The 15328-nt window shown below is 65.9% G+C and carries 16 protein-coding genes and 1 tRNA gene; 7 read left to right on the top strand and 10 right to left on the bottom strand.

From position 1 onward, the window contains the following. Positions 1-37 precede the first annotated feature (37 nt). From ABD126_RS23725 to ABD126_RS23715, 3 genes are all read right to left on the bottom strand, one after another. Positions 38-1015 carry a zinc-binding dehydrogenase gene (locus tag ABD126_RS23725; protein WP_343936084.1) on the bottom strand — a complete coding sequence of 326 codons (978 nt, stop codon included), beginning with the start codon at positions 1013-1015 and terminating at the stop codon, positions 38-40. A gap of 36 nt (positions 1016-1051) precedes the next feature. Beyond that, a complete protein-coding gene (locus tag ABD126_RS23720) occupies positions 1052-1414 on the bottom strand; it encodes a MerR family transcriptional regulator (protein WP_343936083.1) in 363 nt (120 codons plus the stop codon). A gap of 754 nt (positions 1415-2168) precedes the next feature. Further along, positions 2169-3929, bottom strand: a complete 1761-nt coding sequence (locus ABD126_RS23715) for a hypothetical protein (RefSeq protein ID WP_343936082.1) — start codon at positions 3927-3929, stop codon at positions 2169-2171. Between the two features lie 58 nt (positions 3930-3987). On the opposite strand from ABD126_RS23715, the gene ABD126_RS23710 reads away from it, so the two are divergent. Next, the gene (locus ABD126_RS23710; RefSeq protein ID WP_343936081.1) at positions 3988-4551 is read left to right on the top strand and encodes an NUDIX domain-containing protein; all 564 of its coding nucleotides are present in this window, start codon (positions 3988-3990) and stop codon (positions 4549-4551) included. Here ABD126_RS23710 and ABD126_RS23705 read toward each other — a convergent pair. Continuing rightward, positions 4528-5619 carry a tetratricopeptide repeat protein gene (locus ABD126_RS23705; protein WP_343936080.1) on the bottom strand — a complete coding sequence of 364 codons (1092 nt, stop codon included), beginning with the start codon at positions 5617-5619 and terminating at the stop codon, positions 4528-4530. The genes ABD126_RS23710 and ABD126_RS23705 overlap by 24 nt on opposite strands. A gap of 230 nt (positions 5620-5849) precedes the next feature. Continuing rightward, positions 5850-6224: a helix-turn-helix domain-containing protein gene (locus tag ABD126_RS23700; protein WP_343936079.1), complete on the bottom strand. Its 375-nt coding sequence runs from the start codon at positions 6222-6224 to the stop codon at positions 5850-5852. Positions 6225-6376: 152 nt separating this feature from the next. On the opposite strand from ABD126_RS23700, the gene ABD126_RS23695 reads away from it, so the two are divergent. From ABD126_RS23695 to ABD126_RS23675, 5 genes are read left to right on the top strand one after another with little or no spacing between them, the layout of a single operon-like run. Further along, positions 6377-6661, top strand: coding sequence for a helix-turn-helix domain-containing protein (locus tag ABD126_RS23695; RefSeq protein ID WP_343936078.1), 285 nt, complete (start codon positions 6377-6379; stop codon positions 6659-6661). Continuing rightward, entirely contained in the window at positions 6658-6996 is a 339-nt protein-coding gene (locus ABD126_RS23690) for a WhiB family transcriptional regulator (RefSeq protein ID WP_343936077.1), read from the top strand. Before ABD126_RS23695 ends, ABD126_RS23690 begins: the two co-directional genes overlap by 4 nt. Then, positions 6993-7322, top strand: a complete 330-nt coding sequence (locus tag ABD126_RS23685) for a hypothetical protein (protein ID WP_343936076.1) — start codon at positions 6993-6995, stop codon at positions 7320-7322. Before ABD126_RS23690 ends, ABD126_RS23685 begins: the two co-directional genes overlap by 4 nt. Before the next feature lie 14 nt (positions 7323-7336). Next, complete coding sequence (locus tag ABD126_RS23680) at positions 7337-8137, top strand: hypothetical protein (protein WP_343936106.1); 801 nt, start codon at positions 7337-7339, stop codon at positions 8135-8137. A 59-nt stretch (positions 8138-8196) separates the two neighbouring features. Further along, on the top strand, positions 8197-10281 hold the full coding sequence (locus tag ABD126_RS23675) for a cell division protein FtsK (RefSeq protein WP_425542867.1): 2085 nt from the start codon (positions 8197-8199) through the stop codon (positions 10279-10281). A gap of 234 nt (positions 10282-10515) precedes the next feature. Here the strand turns inward: ABD126_RS23675 and ABD126_RS23670 are convergent, their stop codons facing one another. Both ABD126_RS23670 and ABD126_RS23665 read right to left on the bottom strand, forming a co-directional pair. Further along, entirely contained in the window at positions 10516-10833 is a 318-nt protein-coding gene (locus tag ABD126_RS23670) for a hypothetical protein (RefSeq protein ID WP_343936075.1), read from the bottom strand. Further along, positions 10830-11060 (bottom strand): hypothetical protein, encoded by a 231-nt coding sequence (locus ABD126_RS23665; protein WP_343936074.1) that lies wholly within the window; start codon positions 11058-11060, stop codon positions 10830-10832. Before ABD126_RS23665 ends, ABD126_RS23670 begins: the two co-directional genes overlap by 4 nt. 147 nt (positions 11061-11207) lie before the next feature. On the opposite strand from ABD126_RS23665, the gene ABD126_RS23660 reads away from it, so the two are divergent. After that, positions 11208-12368 carry an NsdA family TPR-like regulatory protein gene (locus tag ABD126_RS23660; RefSeq protein WP_343936073.1) on the top strand — a complete coding sequence of 387 codons (1161 nt, stop codon included), beginning with the start codon at positions 11208-11210 and terminating at the stop codon, positions 12366-12368. Here ABD126_RS23660 and ABD126_RS23655 read toward each other — a convergent pair. The 3 genes from ABD126_RS23655 to ABD126_RS23645 all read right to left on the bottom strand — a co-directional run bounded on the left by ABD126_RS23655 (position 12365) and on the right by ABD126_RS23645 (position 15314). After that, on the bottom strand, positions 12365-13948 hold the full coding sequence (locus tag ABD126_RS23655) for a tyrosine-type recombinase/integrase (protein WP_343936072.1): 1584 nt from the start codon (positions 13946-13948) through the stop codon (positions 12365-12367). The two genes, ABD126_RS23660 and ABD126_RS23655, sit on opposite strands and share 4 nt — an antisense overlap. 114 nt (positions 13949-14062) lie before the next feature. Continuing rightward, a tRNA-Arg gene (locus ABD126_RS23650) sits at positions 14063-14135 on the bottom strand. Positions 14136-14258: 123 nt separating this feature from the next. Then, positions 14259-15314 carry a LacI family DNA-binding transcriptional regulator gene (locus ABD126_RS23645; protein ID WP_343936071.1) on the bottom strand — a complete coding sequence of 352 codons (1056 nt, stop codon included), beginning with the start codon at positions 15312-15314 and terminating at the stop codon, positions 14259-14261. Positions 15315-15328 lie beyond the last annotated feature (14 nt).

Below are 15328 nucleotides of genomic sequence, written 5' to 3'. Positions count from 1 at the left end.
TGGCCCCGGGAACCCCCGTCCCGGGGCCACCGCCTTGTCAGGGCTTCAACGCCAACTTCCCGACGGTCCGCCCCGCCGCCAGGTCGGCCAACACCCGCGGCCCGTCAGCCAGGTCGAACACAGTGGGCTCGCCGGGCTCATAGACGCCCGCGTCCCTGAGCGCCCCCAACTCCCGCATCACATCGGCATACACCTCGGGCGCTTCCCGAGCCATCTCCGCGATGTGCAGCCCCATCACTTGGACCTGGTGCTTGAACACCAACTCCCAGTTGGTCACGGCCGCTTCCCCCGCGGCGGCCCCGAACACGACGACCCGCCCGGTGACCCGTTTCGCGAGGGTGAGGCTGTCCCGGAACGCCGTGCCGCCCACCGACTCCAACACGAGGTCCGCACAACCCGCGACCCGCCGCACCTCGGCCACCACGTCGCCGCCCCGGTGGTCGATCACGTGGTCGGCCCCGAGCCCGCGCACCACGTCGAGCTTGGCCGCGGAAGCCGTGCCGATCACCGTGGCGCCGTAGTGCTTGGCCATCTTGACCGCGGCCTGCCCCACACCCCCGGCGGCGGCCTGCACCAACACGGTCTCCCCGGCCCCGATCCGCCCCAACGGCTTGAGCGCCGCCAACGCGGTGGCCCAGTTCAACACCAGCCCCAGGGCCTGCTCGGCGGACCACCCGTCAGGCACCGGCACCACCCCGTTCACCGGCATCACCACGTACTCGGCGAAAGCGCCAGACCCGGCGCCGATGACCCGGTCCCCGACCCCGACCCGCCCGTCCCCACCGGCGACCACCTCACCGGCGGCCTCGAACCCGGCCAGGTAGGGCGGCCGGGGACCACCGTCATAGGTCCCGAGGGTCTGCATGACATCGGCGAAGTTGACCCCGGCAGCCCCCACCCGAACCAACACCTCGCCGTCCCGAGGAGAAGGCACCGGCACCTCGACCAGCTCAAGATCCGAAGGCCCACCCCAAGACCCCTGCCGCAACGCCCGCATGGTTCGCACACCACTCATGCGGTCGACGCTAGAACCCTCACGCAAGCGTGAGGGTCAAGCCAACTGGCGGGCGGCTTCCAGATAGGCGTTCAACGCGTCCCGGTTCCGGGTGAGACACGTGATCCGCCGCTCCAGCGCCTCCAGGTGCGAGGCCACCTCACCCAACATGTGGTCACAAGGCACCTCGGGCATCAACGCCCCGGGACCGTCGAGGAACGGCAACAACTCCCGGATGATCCGGGTGGGCATGCCCGCTTCGATCAACCCGCGGACCTGCCGGACGACCTCGACATCGGCGTCCTGGTAGCACCGATACCCGTTCTCCCCACGAGAGGGCCGAACCAGCCCTTCCTCCTCGTAGTACCGCAAGGCCCGCACACTGACCCCGGTAAGCCGGGCAAGGTCACCGATCTTCACCCTCCCAAGCTAACCCGAGGCCCCCCATGTCCCTGTACGAGCGCTGGCTCACCACCTACCAAACGGCCTACCGCAAGCCGTCCACAACACCCACCCTCCCCTGCCCCACCTGCGCCGCCCGCACTCTCACCCTGCTATTCGTGGTGCGCAGAGCGGACACCCTCAGAGCCACCGCCCTCTTCTGGTGCAACACCTGCCAAACAGGCCTAGCCCCCAACCGGGCACCACTCCCACCCAACGCCCCTCAGGTCCGCGAGGGCGAGGAACAGGTCCCCAATTACACGATCGTCCCCCCACCCTGACCACCCCAGCGCAAGCAGCAACGAGCGCACGGCGCTGCTCAAGACGCACCATAAGCACCCGGTCGCCGTCAACGAACAAGCCAGGAGCGGCCATACGGGGTGTGGCGACTCGGACCGCAGCTCTGCTCACCCTGGAGGCTCATGCGGTCAACGCGACACCGAAATCACTGGATGAAAGCTGGGCCGATCTTGGTGGAGATCGGCACCCAGCGGTACTACCAGCGCACAAGCGCCCCCGGCAGGATTCGAACCTGCGACCTCGGGATTAGAAGTCACTGTGCCTAGGCGGCATAGCGCTTCTACCTGCGGTTATAGCGTGGAGCAGTGTGGCATCTGAGGCGACATTGGCTCCACGCAGCACAGGTTGGCTCCACGCATGGCTCCACGATCATCTCCCTCCCTGTGGCATGCTCACGCGACTTCAGTCCTTGCTGAGCATAGGAACCGGAGGTTCACTCAGCGGAAGGGTCAGTTGAGTCCTCGGCTGGGTCAGGGTCTGCCGTTGCTTTAAGCAGAGACAGGAATCCGGCGGCTTGCAGCAGCAGTGCAGCCACTACCGCGTCGTGACCAGCAATAAAACCGTGCGCGATTTCATTGCGTGTGTTCATTCCTGAGATATTCGAACAAAGCGTATGGAGATATCTATACCAGGAGATGTCGAGTCCTGCATCGCGGAGTACGGACAATAGTGAGCCTAGCCCCGGGTATTGGCCAGGGCTCTCTTGTCGCTGGAGTCGGTATACGCCCGAATTTGAGTCTATTGCAAGCTTCCTGGCAAGTGCCTCGATCATAGGGCTGATGCTGAACATCGCGCCCTCGTAATCTCCAGTCCAATACCGGATATGGCTACGGGCCATCACGCCCGCGACTACATCAGATACGATATGGCGCTCAGCGAAGTGAGCCGTTATGGCCGCTTCTGACGGGAAGCCGTGCTTGCCGGGAATCCTGTAGAGGGCGGAGGCGATCCATGGACCTTGGAATGCGATCTGCCGACTCTCGTGATTCGACAACATGTGTTGCTGTCGCCGTTCCTCCGTGTCGGCGAAAAACCTGGGCAGTCCGTCACCTCCATAAATGTGTGGCGGCATGAGTGCTTGCAACGGGAACTCTGCCGCCTGTTGGGCAATGGCTTGGAGGTTGGTGTTGTAGTCGCCCGATAGTGGGCCGAAGGAGGCGAAGTTGCGCAGTGCGGTCCTCCAATCCGGCGCGTCGATTATCGGGGCCAGGTACTCGTCTATTTGCTGCTCTGAGAGGTGCGCCGTAGCCGAGAAGCGCATGAATTCAAGGTCTTCAGGATCTGTTCGTTGGAGGGCGGACGCCGCCCGGTCGATCAGGTCCTTGCGTCCGAGCTTTTCCGCGACCTCCAGTGCTTTTCGTGTGTGTTCGACTCGAACTAGTCCGGAACTTGCTTCTGCGGCCGAGAGCCATATCTCCACTCTGGCGGCTTCAAGGGAAGTTTTCTCGCTACTACTTGCCGCGATTTGAAGCTGTAGTTCAATCATTTCATCGCTTATCCACGGGTCACCTTCGTATCGAACCTTGACAGCTTCGACCACTTCGTTGAAGTTGTTAGGTCGCATCCTCTCAAAGACGATCGGTTTGATCAGTCGAAGTGCTACTCCAGGGAGGTTCTCGCTGCTTTCGATTGCACTGGACGCAGCGGCCAGCATTTCGCCCATGACTTCGAGAGCGATATCGCCTGACCCTATCGACCTGCTGAGGCGAAGTGCAATGGTTAGGTCGTTAACTTGATCCAACGACCTTTTCCACTGACTTGCTGAGCGGCGGTACGCTTCGATGGCCGCAAGAGCGTGGTCGCGGGCGTTCCCATGCCCCCGGGCGAATAGCAGGTGTTCGAGTCGGGCGCGTGCGTATGGCGCAGACACTTTCGAAGATATTGCGACCCAATGATCAACCAGTGAGTCGGGCAGGCTCTTGATTGGGGGCGGGGTCTGTGTTCCAAATGAGTCTTGGTACTTTCCTTCTATGGTTAGGCGCGGTGTGCCGTTGGTGTATTGTTGCTTGATCTTGTAGTTGAATGCGAATGCGACGCTCGTGCGCGCTTCATTCGCCCCGGGTTGATATGAGCTGTCGATAGTGATAGGTGACAGTGTGGTCGAGAGACGTGACTCGATCTCAAAGAGGCTGTCGGCTGTGCCGAGGCTGTCGAGGAGTCCGGCCATCTCTGTCGTGTCATCTGTCAGCGTCATGCAGGAGTCATCGTTCCGAACCCTCGTTCTGCAACACCTCTGCTTGTACGCTGCACGTGTGACTGGGTACCCAGACGAACTGAGCTGGACGACTCACGGCGAGCGGGTTGTCTATGACAACCGATGGGTCAGGCTGAAGCTCGTTGACGTCCAACCTCCCGATGGCAGCAGGTTCGAGCACCACGTGGTGGAGTTGCACCATGTGGCGGTCGCCTTGCTACTCAACGACCAAGAGGAAGTTCTAACGCTATGGCGATACCGCTTCGCGGTGGACCAGTGGGGCTATGAACTTATTGGCGGCCTCGTGGAGGAGGGAGAGGATCCGGCTGCGACCGCTGCCCGTGAGGCGGAAGAGGAAACTGGGTGGAGGCCGATCGGCGAGCCTGAACACATTGCAACTTTCCAACCGCTTCCGGGTATGGTGGATGCCCCTGTAAACGCCTACATCTGGCGGCAAGCGGAAAAGATCGGTGAGCCGACAGACGGCGAGGAGGCCGCGCGTATCGAGTGGATTCCGATTGATCGGATGTTGGGACTCATTAAGCGCGGCGAGGTTCTTGGCTCCGGGGCCATTGTGCCGTTGCTGTTCTACCTAGCTTCACGCAACGCCGGAACCTCCTGACTGGGGTAGCTCCAGATTTGCGAGCCGCCGCCGTTGGCGGTCGGAGCCGATTTGGGTTGCGAGTCGGCGTGCCTTGCGCGCGTACTCGACTGCCATTCGGCTGTCGCCTGCGGCGGCGTACGCAAAGGCTAGGTCGGTGAGCATCCCTACCTGGCCGCGCACTGCTGAGGCTGGTGACTGTTCTAGGCGCTGCGCTGCGGCTTCTAGTTCGTTGATGGCGTCGTGGTCGCCAAGGCGTAGGAGCGCACTTCCCCGCCACCGCAGAAGGTGTGCGTCGTTGAGGAGCAGGAACGGCATTTCAGGATCTATCGGGTTGGCCGGTAGGAGCGACTGGGCTTCATCGAACGCGCGTAGGGCGTCGTCGTGGCGGCCGGCAGCGGCAAGGCCCTCTCCGTGGGCGGCGGCTAGCCATGTCCGCAGGAGTGACGGCGCGCGGTTCTCCGCCACGTACCGCGCGAACTCCAGCAGCTCCACGGCGGACTCGGGTTCGCCGATGTCGAGCAGGATCACGGCTTGCTGCGCCGCCGCGTGGGCCAGGAGGTAAGGGGAGTCCGCTTCGCGGGCGGAGACCTTGGCGTCTTCGTGGTACTGCCATGCCTGCACCTGAGAGCCACGGTCGAGGGCTGTCCAGCCGGCTAGGGTGCGCGCGTCGGTGAGGGTTGCGGCTAGGCGTTGTCGGCTGGCGGTGTTCACGCTGAAGGTTCGGACTTTCTCCATTTGGCCGATGAGGGTGTTCAGTTGGTCGAGCACCGGCAACGAACCGAACCGCTTGTCGGAACCGCGGATGCTATTGACCTGACTTTGGAAGAGGTCGAGCGTTTCGCGGTCAACGCCGCGAGCTATGACTAGTCGATCGCGTAGCTCTTCGGTGCTTTCGCTCAGTAGGTCTGGCGGAAAGCCTAGTTCTTCATTGGTTCGGCCGTAGAACTCGCGGAACAAGCGGCGGTAGCCCGGATCGGTTACCTCGACGTGGCCGTTCTCCCAGCGGGACAGCATGATCGGTAGTGAGGACTCGGACGCTACGGCTACGCCGATCTGTGGACCGCGCTTCAGGAGGAAGCGGATCACCTGGTCTTGGGTCTTGCCTTGCTCCTCCCGCACGCGCTGGAGGCGCGTGCGCGGTGGTTCTCCTTGCCTTCGCCTCGCCACGTTCTCCCCCCGTTCTGAGGCCGTGACCTGCGGACTTAACTCCACCTAACAGGCAGGGTGTTAGTCGCTGGCAATTATCTCGACCCCCTTGTTGGCGGTCTGCTGTTGCCATGACAGCGACACAGAAACCGCCGGGAAGGAACCGCGGGCTACTCCTTTCTTCGCGGCCCTTCGTCCAATCGGTTCGTCAGGGTTCCGAGTTGCGCTCGGAGTCCGCGAATCTCGCGGATGATGGTGTTGAGCAGGGGAATGATCGGGTTGTCCACCGGTGCGGCGGACGGGTCCGCATCGGGCGGCGTTTGGCCGGTCAGCACCGCCGTCAGGTGCTGCGGGTGCCAGTCCAGCGCGATGGACAGCGCTTCGAGCGTTCGCGGGTTGCGGCGACGCTGGATTCGGCCCTGCTGGATCTCCCGGACGATCGCCAGCGAGACGCCCGACTTCTCCGCCAGTTCCCGCTGCTTCAACGCCAGTTCAGCGGCGCGGGAGTTCACCGCGTCCGCGACCGCCGACCAGTCCTCTTTCACGTACGCCTCCGTGCTCCGCCCTCAGCGCCGACGTTAGCGCGCGGTTCGCATTCATCACGGAGTTACGGACAAGATCAGCGGCCTTTCGTCGCAAATCAAAGCTTATGTCAGCGCTTACGAGCGGTGACATCAGTCTTTCGGAGGCGTATCCGATGAGTACGACCAGTAGTGCGGGCGACGGCTCGCCTTCCTTCTACACAGTGCGCGAAGCCGCGCGGCTGATGCGCATCGACCCTTCCACCCTGTACCGGGCGATCAGGGAGGACGCCTTCCCCGCCGTTCGTGTGCGGACTCGGTACGTGGTTCCCGCCCGAGCGGTTGAGGAGATCATCCGGCGGGTTGTGGAGTCCGGCGGGGTGCTCGACGTGGCGGACATCGCTGCTGAACGGCGCACCGCTCGGGAACTCGCTCGCAGGACCGGGGGTGCCCTGTGGTGACCCCAGGAGAGAAGTACGAAGCGATCGCTGCGGACCTCGACCGGTTGGCGCACGTGCCGAACGAGGTGCTGCAAGACATCGTCCTCGACGGTGCCGAGTGCTTGTGGGCCTACGCGGAGGACAGCGAAGGGCCGGGCGTTCCGGCGAGCGGCAGGCCGCTGTCGGAGATCGGATGCCCGGTGTGGCGGGCGTGTCTGGAACTGGAGTTGCGGACACCGGGGCCGTACAGCGGCGGTGTGTGCAGCGGCCTGTCTGATGAGGACTTCGTCGCGCTGCACCAGGTGTGGTTCGCCCGCCGGGTACGGATGGGTGGCGAGAGGGGGCCGTTGACATGACGGTCAACCTCACCGCCACCCAAGTGTTGGCCGGGTTCGGTGCATTGGTGGCCTTGGTGCTCGTGTGGCGGGCTGGCTCGCGGCGGGCGAAGGCTGCGGCGGATGCGGCGCGCACGGGCGCTCGACTGCTGTCCCTGACGGGGCGAGTGCTCGTGACGGCCGGGGCGATCGTCGGGGTGCAGTGGCTCGTGATCACCCACGGTCGGGACACCACGCTGCTGTGGGTGGTGCTGGGTCTGCCGGCGCTGTTCGCCGCGTACACGCTCACCAAGGCGTTGACGGTGACTGCGGTGGACGGCCCGCGTCGCAGGGGTGATCGACGGTGAACACCCCGAAGGGTGTGGGGAGGGTGGTCGCCTTCGGGCGGCCACCCGCCACCCACGCGGAGACGAACGCGAGCAGGCTCGCGCGGGAGGCCGCGGAAGCGGCGGAGTTGCGGGCGCACCGGGCGCGGCCCGATGTGGTGGCGTTGCGGGTCGAGCGGGTGCGGGCGCAAGTGGACCGGTTGTGTTGGGCGGGGATCGTCCTGGGCCTCGGGTTCACGATGACCAACGTTCAGCACTTCGCGGCAGCGGGGACGGCGGCGTGGTCGTTGCCGTGGTTGGCCGCATGGTTGCTGGACCCCACGGTGTCGCTAGTGCTGTTGGCGATCCTGCGGGCCGAGCAGATCACGGCGCGGTACCGGGTGCGGACCGGGCCGTGGGTGCGGCGCGCGAAGTGGTTCACCTTGGCGGCCACGTACGTGATGAACACCTGGGCGTCCTACGCGGCCGGGTCGGTCTCCGGGATCGTGCTGCACTCCGTGCCACCTCTCGTGGTGTTCGTGGCGGCAGAGGCGGTGACGGACCTGCGGGACAAGCTCACGGAGGCCGTGTTGGCGGCGTTCACGGAAGCGCGTTCACAGGTGCCGGAGACGACGGACCGGGTTCATGAACCGACTCCGGTCAGGGCCGCCAGGCGCACGACGACAGGCCGGACGTCCTTCGGTGACTACCTGACGGTCGCGCGGGCCGCGTGGCGCCCAGGGACGACGGTGACGCCGGCGTGGGTGCGTGAGGTCACCGGATGCTCTAGAGGTCTCTCATCACGGCTGGCGGCCACGCTCGCGCGGCAGATCGACGCTCGTGGAGGTGAGTCGTGAACTGGAGCGAGGAGGCCGTGAACGGTTCGCTGCCGGTCCCAGCGACGCCAGCGCGACTGGTGGGCGCTGAAGGCGAGTACACGGAGAGCCGTTCGCGGGCGAGCTGGTCACGACGGACCGCATCCTGGTGGCTGCATTCGCGGCGTGTGCCGGCCGTGCTGAAGTCGCGGCGGTTGGCCGTGCAGGCGCTCAAGGACCTCTTGGTGGCCTGCGCACTGTCGCCGTTCCGCTTCTTGGGTGCGGTGGTGCGCGGGCTGGTCGTCGCCGGTCGGTGGTGGCGCTCGTGGGTGCGGGTTGCCGACTACCGAGCGGCGGCGGAACAAGCGGAGAAGCTGGCGGACAAGTTCGGCGATATCCGGGCGCTGGCGCTGTTCCGGTGGAAGGTCACCGGTGCCGTTGTCGCAGTGATCATCACCGCGGGAGCGGTGCTCGACCTCCTGTACGGGCACTGGGTCCTCTGGATCGGCGGCAGCGTTCTCGCCGTTGGGTTGGCCGTCCTGGGACGGAGGAAGGACGGCTCGCCGGGACGGACGGCCGTGCTGTCGGGGCCGCGCACGCTGACGTGGACGATGGACCCGCAGGTGCTCGTGGACGCGTTCCGGGACGCGAAGCTCATCGGCAAGGACGAGACGCTGCGCCTGGTCGAGCGAGCGACGCGCCAGGGTGACGGGTGGGCTGTGACGGTGGACCTTCCCGCGACCCGCAAAGCGGCCGATGTGATCAAGAATCGGGAGGCGTTGGCGTCCGCACTCGCGGTGGACGAAGTACAGCTCACCGTCGAACGGGTGCGGGGCAATGGCGGCCACGCCGGACGGGTCGCCCTGTGGGTCGCGGACCACGACCCCTACGGCACACCTCCGCAACGGACGCCGTTGCTGGGCGTCGAGCGGTGGGACGCGTGGCGGCCAGTGCCGTTCGGGCGAGACGCGCGGCAGCGGCGGGTGGACCTACCGCTGGTGTGGACGTCGTTGCTCGTGGGTGCGATCCCGAGGCAGGGCAAGACTTTCGCTGCACGGTTGGCAGCGGCGGGCGTGATCCTCGACCCGTTCGTGCGGCTCTACGTCGCCGACTTCAAGTCCGGTAAGGACTGGTACGCCGCCGGGCAAGTGGCACACCGGTTCATGTCGGGCGACGAACCTGAACACGTCCTGGTGCTCGTTGACTGGCTCGTGGAACTCGTAGCGGAGGTGCAGGGCCGCTACCGCAGGATGCAGGACCTCGACGACACGGTGTGCCCGGAGTCGAAGATCACGCCGGCCATGTCACGTGATCCGCACCTGAACATGCCGGTAACCGCGATCTTCGTAGATGAAGTGCAGGTGCCGCTGGAAGACCGAACACCGTTGGAGGTGCAGGGGAAGCGGCTCACGGCAGGGGAGTACGTAGGAGAGTTGCTGACGTGGCTCGCCCGCAAGGGGCCGGCCGCGGGCATCGTGCTCGTGCTGGCGACGCAGCGCCCGGACAGCAAGACCATCCCGAGCAGCCTCCGCGCTGTAATGGGGTCCAGGTTCGCCCTGCGCGTCATGGACTGGCGTGACAGCAACATCGTCCTTGGCGAGCAGATGAACACACGCGGCTACGACAGCAGTCGGCTTCTCGCGTCACACAAGGGAGTGGGCATCCTCCGGCCCGACGGGCAGATCAGTGCAGGCGGTGAACTCCTCGCCATCACCGTGCGGACCTACTACATGCCGAACGAGGACTGGCGGGTGATATGCGAGCGGGGTCGGGCGCTTAGGGAGGCCGAACGGACGTTGAGCGGTCACGCGGCCGGACAGCACTCCAGTCCCGTGCTCGACTACGCGGCGGTCGCGCGTGCGATCGGCACCGTGGCGGAGCGGGCCGACCGGGTGGGGTTGCCCGAACCGCTCGCGTCCGTTGTGGAGTGGCTGGGCGTGGATCTTCAACCGGGTGGGCGTGAGTTCGTTCCCACGGCCGAACTCGTGGCAGAACTGGAGGTGGACCCGAAGGCCTTCGGGCTTCAGATGGGAGAAGTCGGCTGCAAGCCGACCCGGAACCGTGTTGTGACGCCTGACGGCGTCCGGCAGGTTCGGGGCTACCTGACGGCCGACCTCCGGGCCGCTGTGGTACGCCTGCGTGAGGGTGGCGCGGTGGACGGGGAGGTGATCGAGGATGACCGATGACCCGTCACACCCAGCGTCTTGTGTCACAGGGCGTGTGACAGGTCCAGCATCGCTTCCCACCAGCGCAGACCGCCCGCCGTGACAGAAGGGCCGTGTGACGGGTTACCCGTCACACGGCCACATATACGGCGGTGAACCGGCCTTGGAGATAAGGACGCGGTCCACAACCGTCACCACACGTTGTCAGCGGTCAGCGTGAGCGGTCATCCCCACGACGCTCACGCCGACCGTCGGTCACTCCGTGACCTCTGCAACGAAGGCGTCGAACCACACGAAGTGAGTGATCGCTTCGGGGTCCGCGTACATGAAGCGGACCCGTTCAACGGACCTGAGGCTCATGCGATGCGAGCCGTCGGACGAGACCGCCTCGACGTGGTCGGCAAATTCCATACCCCACGCGACCAGCGACACGCCGTCGCGGTCCGTGTGTTCGGACAGCACCGCGAACAGCCGGGGTGAAGCCTCCACGGCTATCTGCCGAAGCCTCTCCGCGAAGTCCACTTCCTCCGCCGGATCGTTGCTCGGGTCGATCACCAGAGCCAGTGATGTCATGGTGTCCCTTTCGTGTCGTGGAGGAGCGCCGTCAAGGACCCCTCCAAGTCGGTGAGGCTGTCGTGGACGTTGCGCAAGTCGTCGCACGTCAACACGGCGATCTCGGCGCTCTCCCGGCACTGCCGCGCGTAGTGCCGCCCGATCACCACGGTGTAGAGCGGTGGCAGCACCAGCCAGATGAGGAAGAGGACAACTCCGCCAAGGTCGGTTGCGAGTGCGCTCCACACGGCTACCACCCTCTGATCAATCACCTGATCCGCCGAGATCAGCGTCTCGTGTGATCGACTTTCAGTAAACGACCAGCCTGTGACCTTTGGCGACCAATGGCGACCTATACTCATCAGCGCTGACATTGGTGACACGGAGGCTGGCCGATGACACCGGAACCCAAGCGTGAACGAACACTGTTCGGTGAGTTGTTGCGTCAACGCGGCCAGACCGCAGAGGAGTTCAGCGAGGACGCGGAGCGGTTCGCGCGGGAACATGGTCTGAACGCCACGCTGGGACCTCGTCACGTGCAGCGGCTAGCCACTGGCAAGCGCGCCGACGGCAAGCCGTTGACCTCTGTCCGGCCGGTCACTCGACGCCTCTTGGAGGCCATGCTCAGCCTGCCTGTTGACCAACTCCTCAAGCCGATAGCGGCTGAGCCTCAAGCGGCTGAGGGGTGGACGGCTGAGGCGCTGGAACTCCGCGCCCGGATCGCCTCCGGGAGGGCGGTCGATCGGCAAACGGTGTCACTTCTCCAACAGAAACTTGATCTCACCAGGGTCATAGACCGCCGCCTTGGAGCGTCGGCGTTGCTGGGGGAGTTGCGGGCACAGATCGACCAGATGTGGCAACTACTGGCCGTCGTGCTCGACCACAGAACCCGCGTCAGCCTCGCGGAGGTGTTGGCCGACGCGTCCACGCTGGCGGGCTGGCAATCGCTGGACCAAGGGCAGATCAACGAATCATGGAAGCACTACGAGCAAGCACGCAGCGCCGCCCGCGTGGCGGAGTCCGAGGCGCTTGAGGCGTACGCCTGCGCGGGCCAAGCCGTAGTGCTTCTGGACATCGGCGATACCGAGTCGGCGGTGGAATTGACGACCTATGCCCGTGCGATCGCCGCTGACAAGTCGCCCGCGTTGCTATCGGCATGGCTGTCGGCCGGCCACGGGGAGGCGCTGGCCGCTAACGGGGATCGGAAGGGGAGCGCTGATGCGTTCGAGGAGGCGTCGCGTGCGCTTCCTCGGGAATCGGCTGACGTGGACGCTCGCTATCTGGTGTTTGACCGAACGCACCTGGCCAGGTGGCGGGGAAGTGCGCTCGCGCGTGTCGGTGACCCGGAAGCGGTGACGGTGATCGCTGATGTCCTAGACCGTCTTGACCCGACGTTCGCGCGGGCGGAGACGGCGTTGCGGGTCGATCTCGTGCGGGTGCTCGCCGCGACCGGCCAGCGTGAGGAAGCATCCGCGCACGCCGAACGCGCGAGGCTCCTCGCTGCGCAAGTGGGGTCCAAGCGGCAGCGTCGGCGGCTTGACGCCGTGTTCGGTTAGCGAGCGCGCTTTTCGGGGTTGAGTTGGACTACGGCGGCGTCTGACCGGGGCACACCGGGGTCGAGGACAACGGCACGCTTGCCGCGACTTGCCGACACCAAGCCCGCTGCCTTGAGTTCCGCCACCGCCCTGTTCGCCGTGCCCGCCGACACCCCGTAGCGGGTGCGGATATCGGTGACGGTCGGCAGGAAATCGCCCGGTCGCAGCACACCGCAGGCAATTGCGCCCCGAAGGTCAGCGGCGATCTGCCGATAAGGGCCGGTGATCTCCGGCGCGGTGAGCCGGGTTATGCCGTCGTTCTCATCGAGTGCGATGGGTGCCGCAGGCATCCGTCCCGTCAGCGTCTTCGCGGCCCGCTGGTCGGCTTCGGACTGCCACGCCGCGTAGACGCGGAGGGTGGTCGTACCGCCACCACTGTGGCCCACCCGGCCCGCGACAGTGCGCGGGTCCACGCCGGCGGAGATCAGTTCCGTGACGCTGTAGTGGCGCAGCGCGTGAAGCTTGGACTCGATGCCCAGACGGTCGCAGGTACGCGAGTACCGCTGCGACATGGAGTCCGGCTTCACGTACGTCGTGTGGTCTGTCGAGGTCGAGAAGATGCGGCCCTTCCGGTCGATCTGCTCGCCCATTTCAGCCGCTAGATCGTCGCGGTACTTGAGGTACACCTTCAGCAGTTGCACCGTGACGTCATCGAGCGCGATCCGTCGTTGCTGGTGGTCCTTGAGGTCTTTCTCCCAGGTGTCCCCGCCTTCCTGGGCGATCGAGGTCTTCAGGAGCAGCGTCTGCCGGATGAGGTCGAGGTTGTCGAGCGTGGCCGCGCAGAGTTCGCCGCGTCGAGCGCCTGTGACCATCGCCAGCCACAAGAACATGCCCCACGAGATGTCGCGGAACGCATCGTTGACGATGGCTGCCGCTTCTTCGGGCGTGGGCGGGTTGGGCTTCGGCTTCGGGGCGGTGGGTGCCTTCGCCCGGTCCATCGGGTTGACGGAGATCCAGTCCCAACGGAGTGCCATTTCCAGTGCACTGTTCAGGCACGAGTGGATCTTGAGGATGGTCGAGTTAGAGAGACCCTTGCACTCGTGTCGCCGGCACTTGTCCGTGCAGTCATGATCGCCGGACTTGCGGTGCTCGATGAAGTCACCCTTGCCGCCGCAGTGCGCGGAGCACTGCCGCAGGGTCGCGTCAAAGGAGTCCAGCACTTCGCCGGTGAGGCCCTTGCCGATGTCGAGGTGTCCGAGGAGTGGCCGGATGTGCAGGCGGATGTTCCGCCGGTACCCGATTTCGGTGGTGCGCTCGACCGTGCCCGGTAGTTGCTCCTCGTACCGGTCGAACAGCATGTTGACGGTCGCCTTGACCTTCGGTGCGCGGCGCTCGTCAACCTGGTTGAGGAATCGCGTGCGGATGCGCTCCGCCTCCCGCTCGTAGTCGGGGGTGAGGTGCGACACCGTCTCGGTGAGGTAGTGCTTCTTGCCGGTCAGCGGGTCGATCCCGGCGTACACGCGGACCTTCAGCGAGCCGCTCGGGAGGGTCAGGATCTCGCCCCGCTGCTTCGCCTTGCGGCGTGCCTTCGCAGCGCTCATGGAGCCAGTCTAGGGGCAGTTGGCTCCACGTGTGGCTCCACGCGGCCGGTCAGTCGTCATGATCGGGAATATCCCCTGACCTGTTTTTGCAGGTCAGGGGCCTTGCCAGTCGAGCGCCCCCGGCAGGATTCGAACCTGCGACCTCGGGATTAGAAGTCCCTCGCTCTCTCCACTGAGCTACGGAGGCTTGAGGGCAGCGACCACGCGCAGTAGCAGGGTAGCTGCCCCACCGGACACATCGTCCGGAAGGCGCGGACCGTTTCGTCCAGGCACCAGAAGAGTGATCAAGACGGCCTAAAAGTGAGGTGGATCACTCCGGTGGGGCTGTCGAGTCGCGTTCCACGAGCGAGACCGGCAGTCTGGACGGCTCGCCTGGTCTCCCTCCGTCGAGCAGGCGCAGTGCCAGCTCGCCGGCGCGTCGGCCCTTGTCCGTCAGAAGTTGACGCACAGTAGTCAACGGTGGGTCTGAGTGTTCGGCGAACGGCACGTCGTCGAAGCCCACCACCGACACGTCCCGCGGCACCCGCAGGCCCAGTTCGCGAGCCGCCTGCAACGCGCCGAACGCCAGTTCGTCCGAAGCGCACAACAACGCCGTCGGACGCGGCTCCGAGCGCAGCAACGCGCGGCCCGCCGTTCGGCCCAGGTCGCGTCGGCTGCCGGGCACCTCGAACACCGGCGTCGACGGCCCCGCCACCGCCAGGAACCCGGCCAGCCGGTCCCGGCTCACCCGGAACACCCCCGACGACTGCCGGGACGGCGGCGCGAAGCCCGAGAAACCGTCCGGGTTCAACCCGAACGTGATCACGCCGAACCGCGTGTGCCCCAGCGACCGCAGGTGGGACGCGGCCATCCGCGCGCCGCCCTCGTCGTCCACCTCCACGCGCGCCGTGTCCGGCAGGACGGGCTGGTCGATCACCACCAACGGCAGGCCACGGGCCCGGACCGCGTCCAGGGCGGGCGCGTTGTCCGGCAGCGAGTAGGCGACGACCACATCGGCGGCGGCCCGTGCGACGGTCGACGGGCGCGGCCCGCCCGTCTCGTTGCCGGGCATCAGCACCAGGCAGTGGTCGTGACCGTCCACGGTCGAGGCCAGGCCGTCCAGCACGATGGACACCGCCGGGTCGGAGAACGCCGCCGACAGCTGCTGCCCGAGCATGAACCCGACGGCCGCGCTGTGCCGGGTGGCCAGGCTCCGGGCGACCGGGTCGGGCCCTGCGTACCCGATGGACGCCGCCGTCTCCAGGATGCGTTCCCGCAGCGCCGCGGACAGCTGGTCGGGCCGGTTGTAGGCGTTGGAGACCGTCGCGCGCGAGACCCCCACCGCACTGGCGACGGTGTCGAGGGTCGGCTTCCGGGGACGGTCCACGTGATGAGGTTAAC

This window comes from Saccharothrix mutabilis subsp. mutabilis, from assembly GCF_039521145.1.
Classification (GTDB): domain Bacteria; phylum Actinomycetota; class Actinomycetes; order Mycobacteriales; family Pseudonocardiaceae; genus Actinosynnema; species Actinosynnema mutabilis.
This window is presented reverse-complemented; position numbering and strand designations above follow the sequence as displayed.

What these genes read in the sequence shown, in the direction of transcription:
- ABD126_RS23715 (WP_343936082.1), bottom strand. Translation starts at nt 3,929, where the DNA reads ATGACGCTGACAGATGACACGACAGAGATGGCCGGACTCCTCGACAGC.
- ABD126_RS23655 (WP_343936072.1), bottom strand. Translation starts at nt 13,948, where the DNA reads ATGAGCGCTGCGAAGGCACGCCGCAAGGCGAAGCAGCGGGGCGAGATC.
- ABD126_RS23660 (WP_343936073.1), top strand. Translation starts at nt 11,208, where the DNA reads ATGACACCGGAACCCAAGCGTGAACGAACACTGTTCGGTGAGTTGTTG.
- ABD126_RS23695 (WP_343936078.1), top strand. Translation starts at nt 6,377, where the DNA reads ATGAGTACGACCAGTAGTGCGGGCGACGGCTCGCCTTCCTTCTACACA.
- ABD126_RS23685 (WP_343936076.1), top strand. Translation starts at nt 6,993, where the DNA reads ATGACGGTCAACCTCACCGCCACCCAAGTGTTGGCCGGGTTCGGTGCA.
- ABD126_RS23670 (WP_343936075.1), bottom strand. Translation starts at nt 10,833, where the DNA reads ATGACATCACTGGCTCTGGTGATCGACCCGAGCAACGATCCGGCGGAG.
- ABD126_RS23725 (WP_343936084.1), bottom strand. Translation starts at nt 1,015, where the DNA reads ATGAGTGGTGTGCGAACCATGCGGGCGTTGCGGCAGGGGTCTTGGGGT.